Below are 19,645 nucleotides of genomic sequence, written 5' to 3'. Positions count from 1 at the left end.
AAGAAAACTTAGTTAGAATGAAGATGGCTGCTATTATACATATAACCCCCCCAATGGTTTCATAAGTGGAGATCTTTTGAAATTTGTTCGAATACTTTTCTTGTGTCATGTTCATGATTAATTCATTTGTTAGTTTCTTTTGTGTTTCAAGTTCCTGGCTCATTTCTGACCATAATGTTTCTAGTTCTTTTAGTTCCATGGCGCTATTTTTTTATCATTTCTGACTTTAATTTTTCTTTTATCCTTGAAATACGCGTCCCTACATTGGTAGTTGAAAATCCTGTGATCTCCGCAATTTCTTCGTACTTCTTACCTTCCAACACTAATAGTATAATACCCCGTTCAAGTATGTTCAATTTCTGAATCTGTGTGTGTAAGAGTTTTATTCGCTCTTCCAAAACAGGGTCATACCCTTCTGCAATAGGCGTATTCACTATTTCCAGCGATACTTCATGGGGCCTCCGTTTCCGTTTATTGAGTTGTCCTATAGCTGTATTTAAAGCCACTCTGTACATCCATGTACTTAGTTTTGAATCGGATCTAAAGGAATCGAAAGACTTCCAGAGCTGGTACACAATTTCCTGATAGAGATCATTCTGATCTTGCTTTTGTCCTGTATACAAGGCAGACACCTTATATATTAGTGCCTGATGCTCCTTTATGATCTTAACAAATGCTTCTTCCTTTTGCATTGTATAATTGTGTATTTGGAGTATTAGTGCCCCATCATCAGAAAAGGCCCTATCAAATAGGTAGTTCATACCCTAATTTAAGGATGCCAATCACTATCGGGGATTAATTTAATAGAATATGCTAATTAATCAGTCGGAAACAAGCTTGCGTCCAGGGATGGAATAAGCTTTAGGGCATTTTTGTAGTATACTTTTTGAAGTACATCATCAGGCAGGTCGAGCCCGTACATAGCCCAGAAGGCATGATATTTTTTGTAATAGGGGAAATATTCATCCTTGCTCTCCAATACACGAAAGGAGGTTGGAAACTCTTTAGGTTGCCAGCTGTCTTTTCCAAAAAGGATACGATCCTGATACTTTACAAAGAAGGCATGAGCATTTCTCGGCTGCCTGCCTAATTCAGCTATGATAGCTCCAATGCCTACATACATATTAGGCATTTCCTCAAGCAAATCCCCTAATTTGCCAAGATCATTGGCAAACCATCCCATATGCGCATTGATAAAATTGGTGTTGGGGTGTTTTTTAAAAATATGATGCTGTTCGGCGATGATCTGTTCCCAGGATGCCGGATTTGTAGCACTTCTTTTTCTATTCGGTCTTGTTTTAAGTTCAAGCCAACGTTCATTTTTAGCATCCATAGGGTCCCAAAAAGACTTTGGATCGGCTGCATGGATCAATACGGGTATGTTCAATTCTCCACATTTGGCCCAAATTGGATCTAAGCGCTCATCATCTATGGCCAGCCTTTTTCCCTCAATATCTTTATTTCTAAGTCCCAAACTTTTATAAACTTTTAGGCCTTTGGCGCCCCTGGCAACATCAATTTCCAATTGTTTTAAGGCATTTTCTGTCCAATCTTCACTACCTACTCCGTCGAAATCAACATTGGCAAAGACAACGAACCTGTTTGGATAATGTTCGTTAATATTGGCCACTATATTTTTAATTTTGTCCCCTGATCCACCACTCAGATTTACCATGATCGCCATATTCATCTCATCCATGTCTTCTATCAAATCGGAAAGATCTTGTGTGGCCATTCTGAACTGATGACTGTGCACATCAATAAAGGGGAACTTCGCCTTGGTGATCTCCTTGCCAGGAACCACTAAGGTTGAGGTGGGATTATATTCTTCAAAGTCCATTTCCTGAGCATTTTGATTAAAGGAACAGGAAGCAAACAGAAGCACAAATAGGAATGTTTTGAAAGATCTGATCATGTTTTATTTTTAAACTTTAATAATTTGAATGTAGCATAGTCCTCCGGAGTATCCAAATCTGTTGTCTTTTTTCCAGGATCTACGCTAAAACAAGTGTCTGTGTTTTTTAATATCAAACTGCTTGCCCCTTCATCTCCCATCAACTTTTGCAATCCAGAAAAAAATGATTTGTCAAAAATCGCCGGTACTCCCATTTTAGACCTGTATTGAGTAGCAATAATTTTTCCATCATTTGCTTCATAATGCCCGATCAATGTATTTATATAGGTATTGTCTATAAAAGGTTGATCTGCCAGCATGATCAGAACAGCATCAGGTCTTTCTTCCGAGTTCACTATACCCGAAATTCCGGTGCTAATAGATGAACCCAATCCCTCCTGCCAATTTTCATTTAAAATAACTTCGCAGTTCCGGGACACTATCTTTTCTTGAATTCTTTGTGCTTCTGCTCCCAGGACTACGAATGTCTTATCAATATTGGAATTATTAGCAACGTCTATAGCATTCCCCAATAAAGTATTTTGGGACCAAGGCAAGAGTTGTTTGGCTTCACCCATGCGGGAAGAATTGCCGGCGGCCAGAATAAGGGCTACAATACTCATTGAGAAGCACTATGAATTGATCCTTTCTTATCTCTTAATTTCAGCGGAATTCGATCGCGTGCCACCATAAGGATCTCAGCGAGAATAGCGATCGCGATCTCCTGAGGAGTCACAGCTCCGATATCGAGGCCGGCCGGACCATGAATACACTCCAGAAAAACATCCGCTGTTTCCGGACATTGTTCTAAAAAAGCATTCAGCAGGTCTTCTCTGCGCTTATAGGGCCCCAGTAAGCCCAAATAAAAGGGTTTACCAGCTTTTAATGTCATAAGATATTGAAGGTCCTTGGCATAGCTATGGTTCATAAGAACAATTGCGGTCTGTTCATCTATTTCATTTGTGGGGAAGGCCTCGGGGGTAATGGCCAATAAGCGCTCAGAGCCAGGGAAATGATCAGCGCTTTTTTCTTCGGTAGGATTGGCAACTATGATTACCTCCATTCCTATTGAAGTAGCTAAAGAACTGAGTTGAACCGCATCATGTTCTGCACCAACTATAAACAATTGGAAATGCCGGGTCTGATTTATGCGCCTCATGAATTGAAAATCTATCTTCGCCAAAGATCAAACAACTCCCAAAGTTCCTGTGCACCATGTCTTTCTTTTCATAGGAGCTTTCAATTTTAAAGGCGTTCCTATTCTTAACATTTTCCTTAAAGCGTTTGATCGCTGCAGGTTTCGGTTCAAATGATTCCAATAAAATATACAATATACCTTCACAACCCAATCTATAACGGCCGTCATAGGTCATTACCTTAGCCTCTCCACTCTTAAAAACACTTTCTGCCTGTCTTACGATCTCTTTTTCTACGCACCCTCCGCTAACAGCACCAACCATGGATCCATTTTCCAGAATCAACATTCGTACTCCCGGCTTTCTGTATGAAGATCCCTCAAGGGCAACAACAGTTGCCAGTACCGCTTTTAAGGGTGCCTTTGCTGTACTTTCATAGACCTGAAATATTTTTTTTAGTTCGTGAGTCATGTTAAGCTCTTGTTTTAGTGGCAATAAAAGGAACCAAGGTTCCTTCTGAAAATGTTAGGTGTCCCGGATCTAATTGAACAAAACCGTCTATTCTAGATAGATTCACCAGATCCCCTGAACCATTTCCTTCTACTAAAGAAGCAATTACACTCCCATCTATCAGACGAGTCTCAACACCTACGAATACCGTGAGGTTGCTGCTGTTTTCAAGCGTATTAGTAAGCATTACCTGCGAATTTGGTATGGAAACCCCATTAGATTTTAGTAACCAGGGTTTAAAATAAAGATAAAAATTAAAAAATGTAGAGACCGGATTTCCGGGAAATGAAAAAATAAGAGTTTGTGCCTGTGCATTGGACCCAAACCAAAAAGGTTTGCCGGGTCTTTGGGCAACTCGGTGAAAAATATTCTCCACGCCTAATTCCGAAAGTACTTGTGGAAGAAAATCAAATTTTCCTTTGGAAACCCCTCCACTTAAAATAAGCACATCCATCTCGTCTATCACATAGGCTAGTTTTTGGCGAAGGAGGTCAATATCATCTGCGATATGAAGCAGCATAGGGGTAATTCCAAGTTCTTCCAGGGACCCGTATAAGGCATACGTATTGGATCTGCGTATCTGATGGAGTAAAGGTTGCTTATCAATATCAACCAGTTCATTCCCGGTGGAAATAACAGCAACCCTTGGCAACTTATGCACCAGAACTTGATTTTTCCCAACCGTGGCAAGGATCCCCATTTCCGCAGCTGTAATTATGCTATTCTTTTTTAAGAGTATATCGCCTTTGTTATGATCACTGCCCCTGAGATGGATATTCTGTCCTCTAACCGGTATTTTCTTAAGTGATGCAATATCATCTTCGATAATCACATCTTCGTACATAATCACAGAATCGGTTTCAAAAGGCACTACAGCCCCCGTCATTATCTCAATACATCCTTCAGTCTCAACAAGAGGGATGGTAGGATGCCCCGCAGGCAAAACTCCTTTGATCTCAAATGATAATCGGCCGTTCTCTATCGCATCATAGTTAATAGCAATTCCGTCCTTTGTTGCCCGGTTAAAAGGAGGAAAATCTCTATCTGCCAGAATATCTTCGGCCAGATAACGCCCAGCCGACCTTACAAGGTCTACTTGCTCCGTTCCATAATTACGAAACTGACTTAAAACCAAATGTTGAGCCTCATTAAAAGAGATCATGGGAAGTGAACAAGTTAGAATCAAAAATAAAGAAAAAGTATAGTAGTTGTGTTTCGCAGTTGTTAGAGAAGTTCGAGTTTGTCTTTGGTCAACTCTTATTTCTTGTGGAGGCCACTTCTTGCAACCATGCAGCCATTCCACCAATGACCGAATACATGGGTGTTTTGGGAAATCTGGGCCTGAGGAATTGAATTGCTTGCTGACTTCGAATACCTGTTTGGCAAATAAAGTATGTGGGGTGCTCTACCGGATTAGTTGAGAAATAATCCAGGATCTCATTCAGAGGCACATTCGTACTCCCTTCAATAGCCTCTTGAGCATATTCCACGGAAGTCCTAACATCGATTATACTTATATGAGCCATTTCATTCATTTGTTCATTTAGGGAGTGAACACTGGCGAGTTCCTCCATTTCGCAAAGAACAGGTTCGTAAGCGGGTTCCAGTTCTTTTCGTTGTTTATTCTTTAAGACTGTTGGGAATTTTATTTTTCTAATGGACTGATCCAATCCGTTATACAACAACAAAACACCACTCATAATATCGCCTGTTTGGGTAATGACCTTTATGGCTTCAAGCGCCTGAAGTGTACCTACAATACCTGGAATAACTCCTAAAACCCCATTTTCATTGCAATCGGGAATACTACCTTGCCCTGGTGCAGAAGGAAACAAACAACGATAAGTGGGTCCATCCTTATAGTTGAAGACGCTAACCTGCCCTTCAAAACCATGGATAGCTCCGGAAACAAAGGGTTTATCCAGAATAACGCAGGCGTCATTTATTAAATAGCGCGTAGCAAAATTATCAGAAGCATCAACGATGAGGTCATAATCCTTAAGGATATGTAAGGCGTTTCCTCGAGTCAAAAAGGTATCATGAAGTTTTAAATTGGTTTCTGAGTTTAACCTCTTTAATTTATCTAAGGCTACATGAATTTTTTGTTTACCCAGATCTTCTTCCCCATAGAGAACCTGCCTTTGAAGATTAGATAACTCAATTATATCTTGTTCTACCATTCCGAGAGTGCCTACCCCCATTGCACTGAGATATTGCAACACCGGAATACCTAGTCCACCAACGCCAACAACCATCACTTTAGCTTTGGCAAATAGTTGTTGCTTTTCCGGACCAAAGTCTTTTAAGGTTGTTTGCCGTATGTATCTCTCCTCTTTCATTATGAATTTAATACATCTTTGATCCTTCTGTAGTCCTGCATGGAATTTGCATTGGATAATACATCGTCATTTTCAGGGAATATGAGATGTGTATCAGTATTTATTAAAAATTTCCTTGGACAACTAGAGGTAGCATTTATTAGATATTCCTTTACATGTTGTAATCCTTTTGGTTCCCAGATGGCCGCAAGGGGTTCCGGTAGCCCACTTGCCCTGGTTGCGAGCGCAGTTGCTTCTTTACTTGCATCTCTGCCTTTTACCAGGAGTTGGAGCGTTTCTTTATTCAGAAGAGGCAGGTCGCAGGCAATTACCAGCCAGGCGGCTTCAGGGTATTTCTTATGTGCGCTTAAGATACCATTTAAAGGTCCGGCATACTCATTTAGGTCTACTATCACTTTAAACTTTTCCAAAAGATCATCTTGTTGGTCTTCACGCAAACTGATAAAAGTATGTTCACAAAATTTCTGGACCAATTCAAAAAGTAATTCTTGCTGAGGCCTGCCATGATAGTCTATTAGTGCCTTGTCCGTGCCCATACGGCTGCTTTTTCCACCAGAGAGGATCAATCCGTAAAGAGGAGCTATTGACGAGTTAGGATTTGAAGAAATTTGTGTCATGGCATCTGCGATATATAGAATTGAGCCTTATTAGCCACCAATAGAGGTCATAGAGCTTTCAAAAACATCGGCATGTTCTTTTTGCGCATCAAATCCGGTTTTGGCCCTGCTACCAATGACCTCTTCAATAGCAGATTTCAGAACACTTTCCGGCTCCTTATTCCTTAACAGGCTTCTCACGTTCATTTTGGGTTTTCCATAAAGGCAGGTGATCACATCTCCTGTTGCCGTAATTCTTAGGCGATTGCAACTTCCACAAAAGGTTCTGCTAAAAGAAGGAATTATACCGAAAGTGCCCTGGTGCCCGGGAATTTTGTAATTAATAGATGTAGAGGTATTAGGTGCTGCTAATTTTTCAAAGGAGGGATAATAAGATCCTATGTATTCCAGAATGGCCTTATAATGCCACTTAATATTATCGAAGTGTTTTGATCCACCATTGAAAGGCATCTCTTCCAAAAAACGAACAGACACCGGGTATTGTTGCTGTAATTTAAGAATAGGGATGATGTCCTGAACATTCTGATCTTCCAGAACTATAAAGTTTATCCTAACATGAAAACCTTCTTCGATCAACTTCATAAGATTGCCATAAACCACATCGTACTGATCCCTTCTGGTTATCTTTTCGAAGGTATCTCTGTTGATGGCATCCAGACTTAGATTAATGTTTTTGATGCCCAGGGCTTTGAGTTCTTGAATATGAGGCCCAATTAAGGTTGCATTAGTGGTTATAGAAAGCTCCTGAATACCAGAAAGCGATGATAAATAGCGTAATAAGACCATTAGATCTTTCCTAACAAAAGGTTCTCCCCCTGTAATCCTAATTTTATCAATCCCTTGGTCAACCATGGTTTTTGCAAGTACTTGAAGCTCCTCAATTGTGAGTAATTTCTCATTCTTGACAAAATTGATGCCTTCAGAAGGCATACAGTAATGACACCGAAGATTACACCGATCTGTCACCGCCAGTCTAAGGTAATTGATACGCCTGTTATGATTATCTATGAGCATACTTTATAAAGATCTTTCTTGGGTTATCCCCCACTTACCGGGGGTATCAAGGCTATTTCATCTGTTGTTGTAATGGGGGTTTTGTCTGAAGCATAGTTACTGTTTACAGCTACGGCAAGTGACGTCAGATCTTTAAGGGCAGGAAAAAGATCCATTAAATAGGATTTTAATTGTCCTACGCTTCCCAAAGCTCTCGTGTCATTTAAAGGAATATTCAGGGTAGCGTTCCCAACAATATCCCGTGTAATTCCAAAAAGTAATATTGTCATACCGTTCTATAACTTTTTAACTGAGGCCTAATCCAACAATAATGGATATCTTCCCATAGCTCCCTGGTTTTCAACTCTCCATTCAAATATGACATATTTAATGACGTAGAGACCAGAGTGGTTTTCTCAGGATTCACCTTCCATATAACAAGGTATCAAAAATAATAGAGTCTAGATACCTCTTTAACAATTTGTTGCTTTTTATTCTACTTAAAAACCCTTTCTTCCCTTCAGTAATATTTCCTTTTGAAAAATATCTTCTCACCTCATACTTAAATGAACAAACTTGCGTTTTGGAGGTTGAACCTAATAATATGAAAATGAAAACCTTTTTTAGAATAGCCCCTTTACTCTGCCTTTTCGCGATCCTTTCATCATGCGGTAATTCCGATGATGATATTTCTTTTAACATTAATCAGACGGGTAATCTTGGTAAAGGGATCCCTGTAGATGCTTGTTTAAATCTGGGAGATAATGAACTGATCTTATCTATTCAAGATCAATTCACTACTCTTCCGGGAAAAGTATCTATCTTTTTTAAAGTGTCTGATGCTGATGGCAATCCAGTGGCTGGCTTAACTGCCAATCAGTTCACTATCTACGAACAAGGTAGAAATGATGATTGTTTTAATACGATCTCTACTTCTGAATCATTTGCCCGCATATCACCTAATTCACAAATATTCAGCAACAATACCCTTTTAGTTCTCGATCTTAGTGCTAGTGTACTAAGCGGAAGTTTAAATGAATTGAAGTCGGCTTCCGTAAGTTTTGTAAATAATGTGATGCCCGCTGTAGCTCAGGATTCTTTTAAAATGGCTATTTACTGGTTCGATGGGGAGGACGAGTTGCATTTATTGCAGCCCCTTACAGCTGTTAAGGACGAATTAACCCTTGCCATTGAAGGGATCACTCAGGATATTAGTAATGATCCATCTACTGATCTTTACGGGGCCGTGATCAAATCTACTGACATTGCAGAAGGTTTATTAGATGAAGCCAGAAGTAACTCAACTATTAGCGCAGCCTCTGTAGTCATTTTCACGGATGGTACGGACCAGGCATCCAGATATTCGGAAACAGATGCATTAACCGCAGTAAGAGATGCAGATCTCAACATTTCCATCTTTACCATTGGTTTAGGAGCGGAGATCGATACCGAGGTTCTGATGGATATAGGCAGGACATTCAGCGTCTTTGCAGGAAACAAAGAGCAGTTGGAAACTACCTTCAATGAAATTTCGTTCAGGGTCTCTGAAAGGGCCAATAGTTTCTATCTCTTTGAATATTGTACCCCAAAAAGAGATGGAAGTGGGGTTAATAACTTAGCCATCTCCGTTACAGACGACTCCAGACAGGGAGCTGTACAATCAGAATTCAACGCTACCGGCTTTTCTGGCGGATGCCAATAAGAACCGGTCGTTTCTTAACATTCAAAGGAGGATCTAATAGGTCCTCCTTCTTTTTTTTACACCCAGTAAGTAGGGTTTTTGGCATTATCCTTGTTATATACATAGAAACCCAAATGTATATCGCGATTAACGTACATCCTAAAAACTAGAAATTGTTTAACGTAAAAAAAAGAAATTATGGATGTTATCAACGAAATTATCAGTCAGAGTGCCTTAGGATCTTTATCTAAAGGATTTAAGAGCCTTGTCCTGTCAGTATTCACTTCAATAGTGGTGACCCTTTTCGTGATGTTAATTGCTATTATCGTAAATGGTAATCAATTACATTTCAGCTTTGGATATTAATCCTCTGAGGGCTGTTAAGTATTAGAAGTATCAACGGTAAATCATTGCATTCTTGCGTCCCCATTGGTTTAGTACAGACGGAGCTGCCTCACCAAGATCTATTAAGAATCCATTGATGACGGCAAACTTATAATCCCCATCTTTCTGCAAAAGAAATGTGGGGTTTTTTCCTGCTTCAAATCTAAATTCCGGTAGTTCATAACCAGGACTTAAGAGATGTAAAGGAATAGGAGAGTTAAGGGCTTCTTTTGAGATGTTCTTGACGCGTACATAGGTATACCCCTTTTTTAATAGTTCACCGGGATTTAAGAGCGATTCCATATCCGCATTCATAATTTCAGGATATACTTTCCCCGGTACAATGGTATAGCCTTCAGCCTCAAAAGTCTCGTATCCATAGTAAGTAGAGAGATCTCCCTGATCAATGATTCTACTGCTATACCAAAAATCTGCATGGTTTTCTTTATCAACTTCTACTTGATTAATTCCAATATCGAGGATATAGTTTTTCCCCAATAATGGGTAGGTAGCCCCAATGATCTTAAGATCGAACAATTTACGATCATTCTCCGGGATCTTTTCATAAGCATCTAGCCCTATATCTTTATAGTTTTCATTAGCAATTGTATAAATAGCAGAAAGAATAGACACGTAGTTTAATTTACGTATTTCCTGTTTTTCGGGATCTTCCGGATATCCACCTGATTCAATCAATATAGTACTTGTACCCCATTTTTGAATGTTATCACCAAAGGCGCGAGGTTCAAAATCATCGTTATAGCGCCCAACCTGACCTGGTGCATATTTTTGAATGATACTATTCATAAAAACGATGACCTTCATGGCATTACCCCTGCGTTCATCTATCTCTTTTTCATAATTGAATGCGGGTGCCAGGTATGAGATAGTCGCTGGTTTTTCCGTTCTTTCCGCATTGTAATAAGTGCTTTGATCATGTAGGTTAAACCCAAAATCGGCTTCCAGACTATCCCTTACCTTTTTTAATGTTTGGCCTTCCGGCGATTGTAATCTCAAGGCATCTCTGTTAATATCTATGCCCAGTCTGTTTTCTCTTTTAAATATTTCAGCCCCATCCGGATTTAGCATGGGAAGAAAATGCAGTGTTAAGCTTTTAAGTATGGCTGCTTTCTCGCTTTTGAATTCATCACTGCGGAAAAAGTTTAGTATATCAAAAATCGCCTGGGTAGCTGTTGGTTCATTGCCATGCATTTGAGACCATAGAAAAACATCAGTAGGTCCGGATCCTAAGCTTATAAGGGTTAGATCTCTTCCTTCAATGGAAGTCCCTACTTTTTTTACCGTTAGTCCCGGGTCCTTTCTATGCAGTGCGATCAAGGCTTGAATATCTGCATGTTTAATTCTTCGTTTAGTAAGCAATGGCTCTTTATATTGATCATAGGTCTCATATAAAGAGGCCGTAATTTCAGATTCTTGAGATTCTCCTAAAAAGCAGCCGCTAAGAATAAGGGCAAGGAATAAAATGATACTATTTTTCATATAATGTTATTGAGGCACTGATTTAAATTTAAATTTTGTGGTGGCTTTTCTCACATTAGCCATAAATTCTTCCCCGGGATCGGTCTTTTCTGTTCTGTATTCATCATCTTTTTCCAGCCATAATTCATGTCCTTCAAAAAGTGGATATTCATAATGCCCGATAAGATAATCAATGTTGTACTTCTCACTAATATAATTCACCAGCCAGATATTAGCTTTTAACTGCGCTTCGGTTAAAGGAGTTTCTTCCGTGCCGCCTACATTCTCAATACCTATAGCACAATGGTTCAGGCCAATGACATGTCTTCCCATAACCGTTTCAGGCATTAGTCGGTAGATAGTCCCGTCCTGGGCTACTAAAAAATGCGAGGAAACGTTAAGTCCACTGGCATTTTCTACATCGGTACGCCAATTTGGAAGGGTGGGATCGTTAAACACATCAAATGAACCTTCCAGGGTTGGTATGGCCGTCCAATGAAGGACGATCATCTTAGGAACAATGGTAATGGCTGGGTTCTCAAACCCATAACGTTCCATTAAATATTCTTTGGTGAGTTGTTCCCGTTCTTCATTAAAGACTATGGGTCTGTCTATTATCTTTGTACTGGCGCAGGAAGTAAGAAGCATCATTAAGACACATAGGCTTAAATAATGAGATTTAAAATGCTTTAACATGCCTTATTTTATTGTCTTTTCCTGCGTTAACGTTAGCGGCAGCCCATATTGAATATTAACCTTCTTTCTTCCCCATTCTTTAGCCATTTGTACATCTACTCCCATATAAATGTCGATTCTGTTCTCCCATCGCGAATTCATTTTATCCTTTACAAGGAAAATACCTTCAAACCCTTCGATCTTAACAGGTGTGTTGCGCTTCAACCCCTTTTTAATAAGATCATTTGAAACAGCTATGCACTTCATGCCTGGTTTTAATGTATCGCCCCAGGCCGCTACATTTGGGATGCTTTTAGTTTGAGCAATAACTGAATTGTAGGCCGTTGCAGTAACTTTTAATGGAATCCATGTAAATTTTTCCTCCTCTTCCCTACAACCAACACTCAGGCCAATGAAAGCAATCAATAAACTTATATAGATCTTGTTGAACATTCTAATTATTGGTGTCTGTTTTCTAATATCATCAGATCGAGAGCCTCTTGTTTCCAAACGGAAGTGTACTCCTCAGGCGCAGGAATAAATGGCAATGCAAAACTGCTTAAAATGATATCTTCATCACCATCCTCATCTATATCTCCGCTATCCATTAAAAACCACTTCCCTTTCATGGATGCTTCTACAGTAAAGGTTTCAAATTCATACGTTTCGCGGTCCTTGTTCTCCAAAAATACAAAAGATCGGTCAGCCGCATTCTTATAATCGGGGAAGGTAGATAGGAGGCCAAAATCAATATCTCCATCCTTGTCATAATCTGATGCCACTACCCGTGTTACCCCATTCATGGGATAAAAAAAGACTTCGGTAAAGTTGTTGTCTCCATCATTGAGATGCAAACGCATACCGTGATATGGTTTTTGAACATAGGATTTATCTGCATTGTCACCATTAACCGTCACAAGGTCCAGATCCCCATCGCCTTCATAGTCTATTAGTTCGAACCAACTACTGCCATATACGGGGCTAAAACGCAACACTTTGTTCGCTTCAAAGGATAGATCTTGTTTTTGATATAATATGGTAATGCTCTCATCGCCCTGGGAAGTGAGTGCTACCAGGTCTTTTCTCCCATCATTATCCATATCCTGGGCAACAACACGTATAGTGCCGGGTTGATTCAACAGTACCGTTTTATCGTAATCACCACTCTTATTCTTCACAAAGAGCGATAATTCCCCGGTAAGATCACCAAATTCACTAATCACTAATTCAGCAGTTTCATTGTTATTTAGATCTTCGGTAAGTGTATGTACCGGTCTGTGCAATACTGATGCAATGTTTAAGGTGTCTGAGGAGCTATTCTTAAATACCTTCCCCATAGCAATAGCACTGGGATGTATATAACCTATAGTAGTGACATAGGTCTCCTGATTATTCTTATCATATGAGACAACCGGACTTTCATAGTATCCTATAATGTCTAATCCCTTTTTTAGATCAAAGGTCATTAATTCCCCTGCCATATCTCCCATTAGTAATTTGTTCAAGGCTGGTTTAAATTCCAGATAGGTATAGGAACGCCGCTTTTTCTCGTCCAGGGAAATTTGGATAGGAAAGAAATTTGTTAATTCGGATGACTTGGTTTGATTGGCCGAGGAATTGAGTGAATCTGGTGCGCCGGCAATAATGTAATCCTTAAGCAATTGCCAGTCTTCTAAAGATATTGTGGGCGTAATGGGATAAATACCCGTTTTTATAACGGCATCCATTTCTTCATAAGACAGCCCTTTCAAGGGATCGTGGCTATTTTCTCTCAGGCCCATTCTGGCCGCCATATCAGGTAAAATAGCGCTTTTCCATATCTCTTTAGGAAGATCCTCTCTTTTAGGGACTATATGGCAACTTCCGCAATGCGACTCAAACAAAGCAACAGCTCTTTGGTCATTTTTACCCTTGCATCCACCAAGGAAACATAATAAAACCCCGATCACCAGGGTCTCTATTTTAAAGTATTTCTTCATGTAAGCTGTGGTACATAATATGATATTCTTTGGAAATAAATTCCTGTTGTTCCGTTTTTGGCTAATGTAAATTCTATTATCTTGGTCTTTATCTTGATCCATAAGAGCACATAGAATAAACTCTTTTTCGATCAAGTCAGAAAGTTACAAATTACATATATCAAATGAACAAAAATATAAAAAGACTCATCCCGTTCCTTGTTGTTATCCTCTTAGCAGTAGTGGTCTGGCAGTACCCTAAATTAAATTTGATCTCTGGTTTTGCAGCAAAAAGTACCGCTTCTTCCATTTACATAGCCGGACGATCATTGAGCTCTGTCACTGAAAATGACAACAACGTTCCCCTGGTAAAATTGGCGAAGTCTGAGTACAATGTATCAGAAAAAAAAGGAATGGCCACGGTTTTTGGACTTATGGAACGAGAAGCTGTTTGTAGGGAGGGATTGGGATGCGTCTTAATAAATGGTGAAACAGACATAGATCTTTATACTCAAAGCCCAATTAGATTACAAAGAAAAATAGCCCTGCCCTACCCTTTTGGACACGAAACAGCATTGGACACCCTCTTTGAAAATGTAAATTACAAGCAGCTCAAAAAGGCCCTGGATCATGTCTTTTCAGATACGGTAAGGACCAGGACGGTATTAGTCCTCTATAAAGATCATATCCTTGCCGAGCGTTATAAAAGCGGATTTGATCAATCCACACCTATTTTAGGATGGTCCATGACCAAGAGTATTTTAGCCACACTGTACGGTATAATGCAATATCAGGGAAAATTATCCGTAACAGAGCCCGCACCTCTTCCCTCCTCGCAGGAAGATGAACGAAAAGACATCACCTTAAATCATCTGCTGCGTATGCAGAGCGGATTAGCATGGGATGAAGATTATTCAACGATCTCCGATGTTACCGAGATGTTATTTATGGAATCGAACATGGCAGATTCACAGGCCAAAAAAAAGGTGGTTGCTCCACCCACCGAAATTTGGAACTACTCATCCGGCACTTCAAACTTACTCTCGGGTTTGATGCGAACGAAATTTGACACCTATCAAAATTATCTGAATTTTCCATATAAAGCGCTGATAGACAAGATAGGCATGCATTCTATGATCCTGGAAACAGATCTTGCCGGGAATTTCGTAGGCTCATCCTATGGCTGGGCCAATACCAGGGATTGGGGAAGGTTTGGTCAGCTATATCTTCATACTGGAAACTGGAATGGTGAGCAATTGTTCGATCCAAATTGGGTAAGATACGTCACTACGCCTACTATCCATTCTGATGGGGTTTATGGCGCGCATTTTTGGCTTAACGCGAATGGTAAATTTCCTGATGTACCAAGAGATATGTATTCTGCAAATGGCTACCAGGGGCAGCATGTTTTTATTATTCCTTCTAGGGACATAGTCATTGTAAGAACAGGTTTAGCCGAAGAACCTCAGTTTAATACCAATACCTTCATAAAAGAAATCCTCGGGGCTATCCAATAGTTTCCCGGTTTTTTTCCTTCTATAACAAAAAAAGGCAGGTTCACCACAAAAGGAGATGTCTTGACAACAATAATTGTGACAGGCAGGATTTGTCTCGTAGGTTTACTATGTAATTAACAAGGAGTTAATTTTTTCATTTTCATATAGTGTTCTCGTAAAAGGGTCCTGATCGTAAAAGACAGGGCCCTTTTTAATTTCAGTATATGCTAGATGAAATTTATTTTAGGGGATCCATTTATCTTTCCCAAAATCTGGTTTACGCTTTTCCAGAAAAGCATTTCTTCCTTCCTTAGCTTCTTCAGTCATATAGGCAAGTCGGGTGGCCTCTCCGGCAAAAACCTGCTGCCCTACCATACCATCGTCTGTTAGATTCATTGCAAATTTGAGCATCTTTATGGAAGTGGGCGATTTCTCCAATATTTCCTGTGCCCAGGAAAAGGCGGTTTCTTCAAGTTCCTCGTGGGGTATGATGGCATTTACCATGCCCATTTCAAATGCTTCTGTTGCAGAGTAGGTTCGCCCTAAAAAGAAGATCTCACGGGCCTTTTTCTGCCCTACCATCTTGGCGAGGTACGCCGAGCCATAACCCCCGTCAAAACTAGTGACATCGGCATCTGTCTGTTTAAAAAGAGCGTGTTCCTTGCTTGCTAAAGTCAGATCACATACTACATGCAGGCTATGACCTCCGCCAACGGCCCATCCCGGGACAACGGCAATTACCACTTTGGGCATAAAACGGATCAACCGCTGTACCTCTAGTATATTTAATCTGTGATATCCATCTTCCCCAACATAACCTTTGTGACCACGTGCCTTCTGATCTCCACCACTACAAAAAGAATAGATCCCATCTTTGGTTGAAGGTCCTTCGGCGGATAATAATACAACACCAATAGAGGTATCTTCCTGAGCATCGTAAAAGGCCTCATATAATTCCTTGGTAGTTTTTGGTCTGAAGGCATTCCGAACATCGGGGCGATTAAAAGCAATTCGTGCTACCCCATTGCATTTTTTATAAGTAATGTCCTCAAATTCCTTTACCGTTGTCCATTTTATCGTTGAACTCATATACGTATTCTTTTTGGTCATTAAAGATAAGGCATCTCCCCACGCCTAACAATCATTTAAAGGATTGGATTGGGATCTTCGCTTCTCTTCTCTTTTTCTTGTTTTAAGGCTATCCATTTTGATAAATATTTAGTGCTAGCCATACTGTGATGCATTAACATGCTACCAATGATATTATGATCTCTATGTTCCATGAGGTTTTGTTTCAGGATTTGGAGTGCCTTGATCAAATTGCTTTCGTTCTTTTTTTTGTCAAAATGTGTACGAAGCAAGTTGTATCCTTGCTGCTGGCTTTTATGCCACAATTCACTGTCCTGGTATAAGGCAACAGCTTTTTGAGCAAATTCATTCGCATCCGTACCTATGAGATCTGACATGCTTTCCAAGTGGGTCCCTTCTACCCCAATACGTGTGATCACAGAGGGTGTTCCGCTTGTAACTGCCAAGAACACTTTTCCTTTAAGTCCGGCACCATATCGAAGTGGAACCAGGTTAACCCTGGCTTTACGCATCATTTTCTCTGCGTTCTCTACCCAACCATCAACAAAAAATCTTTCCTTGGGGTTGTGTAATGCCAGAATTTTGGGTGGTAAATATGGGCCATAAATATGCAATGAAGCCTCAGGCAGTCTTTTAAGTATTAACGGCCAAATGGACTTCTTCAAATACGCTATAGCGTCTATATTGGGAGCGTGTTTTCCATTGCCAATAAGGACAAAATCTGAGCGCTCTTCAAAAGTAATTTCCGAATCTGCCGCTAACGCTTCTACGTCATTCAATACAAATGGCAGATAGCACAATAAAGATGGATCTATTGGCGTATGCCTGCGCAGCCATTCAATCTCAAAAGATGAAATTATTAGGGAAAGATCGGATCTGAATATGCTTGCAAGCTCGCGTTTGGTCAATTCTTGCCTAAGCCAGTAGTTGGAAGAAAATGCCGTCCCTTCTTTTAAAGCCATTTCCCTGCTTTTTCGAAGAGAATGAAGGTCCTGAGTATCTATGATTCGGATAGTATTTGGCAGATGTTGTGTCACTCGCCATCCAAAATGCTCTTCAGTAAGGAAACGGTCGAATAGTACGATCTGAGGCTTCAACTCCTTTATAAAGTGATCGAAACTAACATGATTTAAGGTAATCGGCATTGTATCTATACCCAGCGCTTCTATTGAAGCGCTATAAGAAGTTTTGGCAGCGGCTGAACTGAAAGTAATATGGTAGCCTTGTTCCTTAAAGAATTGGATGATCTGTAGAGTGCGCACACCTGCGGCCGTGGCATCCGGCTCTGGCCAAATAAGCCCAATGATCAGGACTTTTTGCAGGGTATCATTCATAGTTACATCCTTGCTGCAAACTTTTGTGAAATCCGCAATCGCAGTTTACGTTCATAGTCTTCCGCCAACCACTCTTTGTAATTCTTGGTGTTGTTCATGATGCAATAAGAATATTGCCGTACTCTGTATTCTATCTCTTCCTTTAGCTGTTTTGCCAGGATTCGGGCATCAAAAACATCCTCGCTGTTCACAAAACAAATTTGTGCATGTTGTTCAATACTTCTTTCCAGAACCGTTTTAGATTTTAATCCCTGAGCAAAAACTTCTTTGTAGGTTTCCTTGATATTGAAATCTATATCCTTCGATTTTGCAAACTTTTCTCTTAATTCCGGGGGCATTTCATATATAAATTCCCGTTCAATATCCTCATCATTCTTTATATTCTCCAGATAGAAATCGGGGAAGTGAAAGATCTCCTGCCAATCTATGGGGGCATCCCACATTCCAAATCGCGCAACATTATTTCCCAGATCAACAACTGTAAAATCGCTTTTATTTGGCAATATACGCGACCCTCTTCCTATCATTTGGAAGTATAGCGTTAGAGATCTGGTAGCCCTGTTCAGAATAATGGTCTCTACGGTAGGTTCATCAAAACCCGTTGTTAAAATACTTACAGAGGTTAATATGGCGTCTGGGGTGGTAGAAAACCACTCAAGAATTTCCTTCCGTTCTGTTGCCGTATTCTTGTTATCTAAATGCCTGATGTTATACCCCGCTTTGTTAAAGGTCTCATAGACATATCGTGAAGTATTGATACCATTGTTGAAGATCAGTGTTTTGGTGCCTTTTCCTATTTCTTCATAGGCGCTCAGTAATTTTCCAAGCATATTTTGATTGCCGTATAATTCATCGGACGACTTCACCGTATAATCACCGCTGATACCCAGCTTTAAGGATCGCAGGCTTACATCGTAATTATACATATTGGCCTTTGCAAGAAATTCCTTTTTTATCAGGGCTTCAATAGACTCTCCTACAATTAATTTCTTGTAGTGATCCTTCATTGGGAGCTTAATATTGGAGCTCAGAGGAGTTGCTGTAACTCCCAGTATTATGGAGGTATCAAAATATTTAAAGAGCTTTCTAAAAGAGTTGTAATGTGCTTCATCTATAATAACCAGCCCAACGTCTTTCAGCGTTATGGTTCCTTCCTGCAAGCGGTTATTTAAGGTTTCTACCATGGCCACATAGCACATGTGTTCATCCGCCTCTTTTAATTGCTTTACATCACTATTGATGATCTTGTTCTTTACGCCAAACCCTTTTAGCATTTTGGAGGTCTGACTGCTTAGTTCTATCCGATGTGTTAACACCACTACCTTTTTCTTCCTATGTTCTATAAATCTTCGGGTGATCTCAGAAAAAACAACTGTTTTACCCCCGCCTGTAGGCAGTTGATAAAGCAGGTTGCTATTATCTTTATCCTGATCTAAATGTTCAAAAATAGAGTGAAGGTCCTGTAATTGATAATCGTATAGAGTCTTTTCGATATTTTCGGTGGAAATCTGCAAAAAAGGTTAATGTATTTGGGTTACTTAATACGATGGGGGTTACTTACACCCCAATTTTGCAAAACTAAAAGATTTTTCCCCTCAAAAGAAATTAATTACCTGAAATCTGAATTTAATACCCTTTCTGAGGATCTACTAAGTTTAATAAAGACTCTTTCCTGAGGATACGCTTATAATTCTCAACAAGCTGAGGAACCACTGAAGCAGGATCGGATACACTGGCCACATGAGGTGTTATTTTGACCTTAGGATGAGCCCAAAAGGGATGTTCCTCGGGTAATGGTTCCTGGTGAAATACATCCAGACAAGCCCCGGACAATTGCCCTGAATCAATAAGGGGAATCAGATCATCTTCAACTAAATGCCCTCCTCTGGCTACATTGATGAGATACGCTCCGGCAGGCAATGAGGATAGTGTCTCTTTATTTAAGATTCCCTTGGTAGCATTAGTTAAAGGGAGCAGACATACCAAAATAGTAGTCTGATTTAAAAAGTTTGTTTTACCTGATGCCCCATCGTATACTTTTAAGTCTAATTTTTCTTTTG

Annotated in this window: 21 protein-coding genes and 1 pseudogene; 3 read left to right on the top strand and 19 right to left on the bottom strand. The window is 39.9% G+C overall.

Annotated features, from left to right (window positions below; all coding sequences use genetic code 11):
• From Q0X72_RS08755 to Q0X72_RS08705, 11 genes and pseudogenes are all read right to left on the bottom strand, one after another.
• Positions 1–199, bottom strand: a pseudogene (locus tag Q0X72_RS08755) (hypothetical protein); the annotation flags it as partial.
• A gap of 4 nt (positions 200–203) precedes the next feature.
• Positions 204–761, bottom strand: coding sequence for an RNA polymerase sigma factor (locus Q0X72_RS08750; protein WP_297764177.1), 558 nt, complete (start codon positions 759–761; stop codon positions 204–206).
• Between the two features lie 56 nt (positions 762–817).
• Positions 818–1,915, bottom strand: a complete 1,098-nt coding sequence (locus tag Q0X72_RS08745; protein WP_297764175.1) for an amidohydrolase family protein — start codon at positions 1,913–1,915, stop codon at positions 818–820.
• A complete protein-coding gene (locus Q0X72_RS08740; protein WP_297764172.1) occupies positions 1,912–2,517 on the bottom strand; it encodes a nucleotidyltransferase family protein in 606 nt (201 codons plus the stop codon). Before Q0X72_RS08740 ends, Q0X72_RS08745 begins: the two co-directional genes overlap by 4 nt.
• Positions 2,514–3,053 (bottom strand): XdhC family protein, encoded by a 540-nt coding sequence (locus Q0X72_RS08735; protein WP_297764169.1) that lies wholly within the window; start codon positions 3,051–3,053, stop codon positions 2,514–2,516. Before Q0X72_RS08735 ends, Q0X72_RS08740 begins: the two co-directional genes overlap by 4 nt.
• On the bottom strand, positions 2,995–3,501 hold the full coding sequence (locus Q0X72_RS08730) for an XdhC family protein (RefSeq protein WP_297764166.1): 507 nt from the start codon (positions 3,499–3,501) through the stop codon (positions 2,995–2,997). The genes Q0X72_RS08735 and Q0X72_RS08730 overlap by 59 nt, the downstream gene beginning before the upstream one ends.
• A gap of 1 nt (position 3,502) precedes the next feature.
• Entirely contained in the window at positions 3,503–4,702 is a 1,200-nt protein-coding gene (locus Q0X72_RS08725; protein ID WP_297764164.1) for a molybdopterin molybdotransferase MoeA, read from the bottom strand.
• 88 nt (positions 4,703–4,790) lie between these two features.
• Positions 4,791–5,879, bottom strand: coding sequence for a HesA/MoeB/ThiF family protein (locus tag Q0X72_RS08720; RefSeq protein WP_297764162.1), 1,089 nt, complete (start codon positions 5,877–5,879; stop codon positions 4,791–4,793).
• On the bottom strand, positions 5,879–6,496 hold the full coding sequence (locus Q0X72_RS08715) for an NTP transferase domain-containing protein (RefSeq protein ID WP_297764159.1): 618 nt from the start codon (positions 6,494–6,496) through the stop codon (positions 5,879–5,881). The genes Q0X72_RS08720 and Q0X72_RS08715 overlap by 1 nt, the downstream gene beginning before the upstream one ends.
• Before the next feature lie 30 nt (positions 6,497–6,526).
• Complete coding sequence (moaA, locus tag Q0X72_RS08710) at positions 6,527–7,510, bottom strand: GTP 3',8-cyclase MoaA (RefSeq protein ID WP_297764156.1); 984 nt, start codon at positions 7,508–7,510, stop codon at positions 6,527–6,529.
• A gap of 23 nt (positions 7,511–7,533) precedes the next feature.
• Positions 7,534–7,779 (bottom strand): MoaD/ThiS family protein, encoded by a 246-nt coding sequence (locus Q0X72_RS08705; protein ID WP_297764153.1) that lies wholly within the window; start codon positions 7,777–7,779, stop codon positions 7,534–7,536.
• 320 nt (positions 7,780–8,099) lie between these two features.
• Here Q0X72_RS08705 and Q0X72_RS08700 point away from each other — a divergent pair, with 320 nt between their 5' ends.
• Entirely contained in the window at positions 8,100–9,191 is a 1,092-nt protein-coding gene (locus Q0X72_RS08700) for a VWA domain-containing protein (protein WP_297764150.1), read from the top strand.
• 177 nt (positions 9,192–9,368) lie between these two features.
• The gene (locus Q0X72_RS08695) at positions 9,369–9,536 is read left to right on the top strand and encodes a hypothetical protein (protein WP_297764147.1); all 168 of its coding nucleotides are present in this window, start codon (positions 9,369–9,371) and stop codon (positions 9,534–9,536) included.
• A gap of 30 nt (positions 9,537–9,566) precedes the next feature.
• Here Q0X72_RS08695 and Q0X72_RS08690 read toward each other — a convergent pair whose 3' ends face one another.
• The 4 genes from Q0X72_RS08690 to Q0X72_RS08675 are packed head-to-tail and all read right to left on the bottom strand — an operon-like array spanning position 9,567 to position 13,687.
• Complete coding sequence (locus tag Q0X72_RS08690) at positions 9,567–11,054, bottom strand: M14 family zinc carboxypeptidase (protein WP_297764144.1); 1,488 nt, start codon at positions 11,052–11,054, stop codon at positions 9,567–9,569.
• A 6-nt stretch (positions 11,055–11,060) separates the two neighbouring features.
• The gene (locus Q0X72_RS08685) at positions 11,061–11,729 is read right to left on the bottom strand and encodes a peptidoglycan recognition family protein (RefSeq protein WP_297764141.1); all 669 of its coding nucleotides are present in this window, start codon (positions 11,727–11,729) and stop codon (positions 11,061–11,063) included.
• Between the two features lie 3 nt (positions 11,730–11,732).
• Entirely contained in the window at positions 11,733–12,161 is a 429-nt protein-coding gene (locus Q0X72_RS08680) for a hypothetical protein (RefSeq protein WP_297764140.1), read from the bottom strand.
• Between the two features lie 5 nt (positions 12,162–12,166).
• The gene (locus Q0X72_RS08675; protein ID WP_297764138.1) at positions 12,167–13,687 is read right to left on the bottom strand and encodes a VCBS repeat-containing protein; all 1,521 of its coding nucleotides are present in this window, start codon (positions 13,685–13,687) and stop codon (positions 12,167–12,169) included.
• Between the two features lie 164 nt (positions 13,688–13,851).
• Here Q0X72_RS08675 and Q0X72_RS08670 point away from each other — a divergent pair, with 164 nt between their 5' ends.
• Positions 13,852–15,183, top strand: coding sequence for a serine hydrolase (locus Q0X72_RS08670; RefSeq protein ID WP_297764136.1), 1,332 nt, complete (start codon positions 13,852–13,854; stop codon positions 15,181–15,183).
• 222 nt (positions 15,184–15,405) lie between these two features.
• On the opposite strand, the gene Q0X72_RS08665 is transcribed toward Q0X72_RS08670, so the two are convergent.
• The 4 genes from Q0X72_RS08665 to Q0X72_RS08650 all read right to left on the bottom strand — a co-directional run.
• On the bottom strand, positions 15,406–16,251 hold the full coding sequence (locus Q0X72_RS08665; RefSeq protein ID WP_297764135.1) for a 1,4-dihydroxy-2-naphthoyl-CoA synthase: 846 nt from the start codon (positions 16,249–16,251) through the stop codon (positions 15,406–15,408).
• 56 nt (positions 16,252–16,307) lie between these two features.
• Complete coding sequence (locus Q0X72_RS08660) at positions 16,308–17,585, bottom strand: glycosyltransferase (protein ID WP_297764133.1); 1,278 nt, start codon at positions 17,583–17,585, stop codon at positions 16,308–16,310.
• Positions 17,586–17,587: 2 nt separating this feature from the next.
• Positions 17,588–19,099 (bottom strand): DEAD/DEAH box helicase family protein, encoded by a 1,512-nt coding sequence (locus tag Q0X72_RS08655; protein WP_297764131.1) that lies wholly within the window; start codon positions 19,097–19,099, stop codon positions 17,588–17,590.
• A gap of 112 nt (positions 19,100–19,211) precedes the next feature.
• Positions 19,212–19,645: NAD(P)-dependent oxidoreductase (locus Q0X72_RS08650; protein WP_297764128.1), on the bottom strand; the 434-nt coding region annotated here is incomplete at its 5' end.

Origin of the sequence: uncultured Muriicola sp. (genome assembly GCF_947258935.1) — a bacterium.
In the GTDB taxonomy this organism is placed as follows: Bacteria; Bacteroidota; Bacteroidia; order Flavobacteriales; family Flavobacteriaceae; genus Muriicola.
This window is presented reverse-complemented; position numbering and strand designations above follow the sequence as displayed.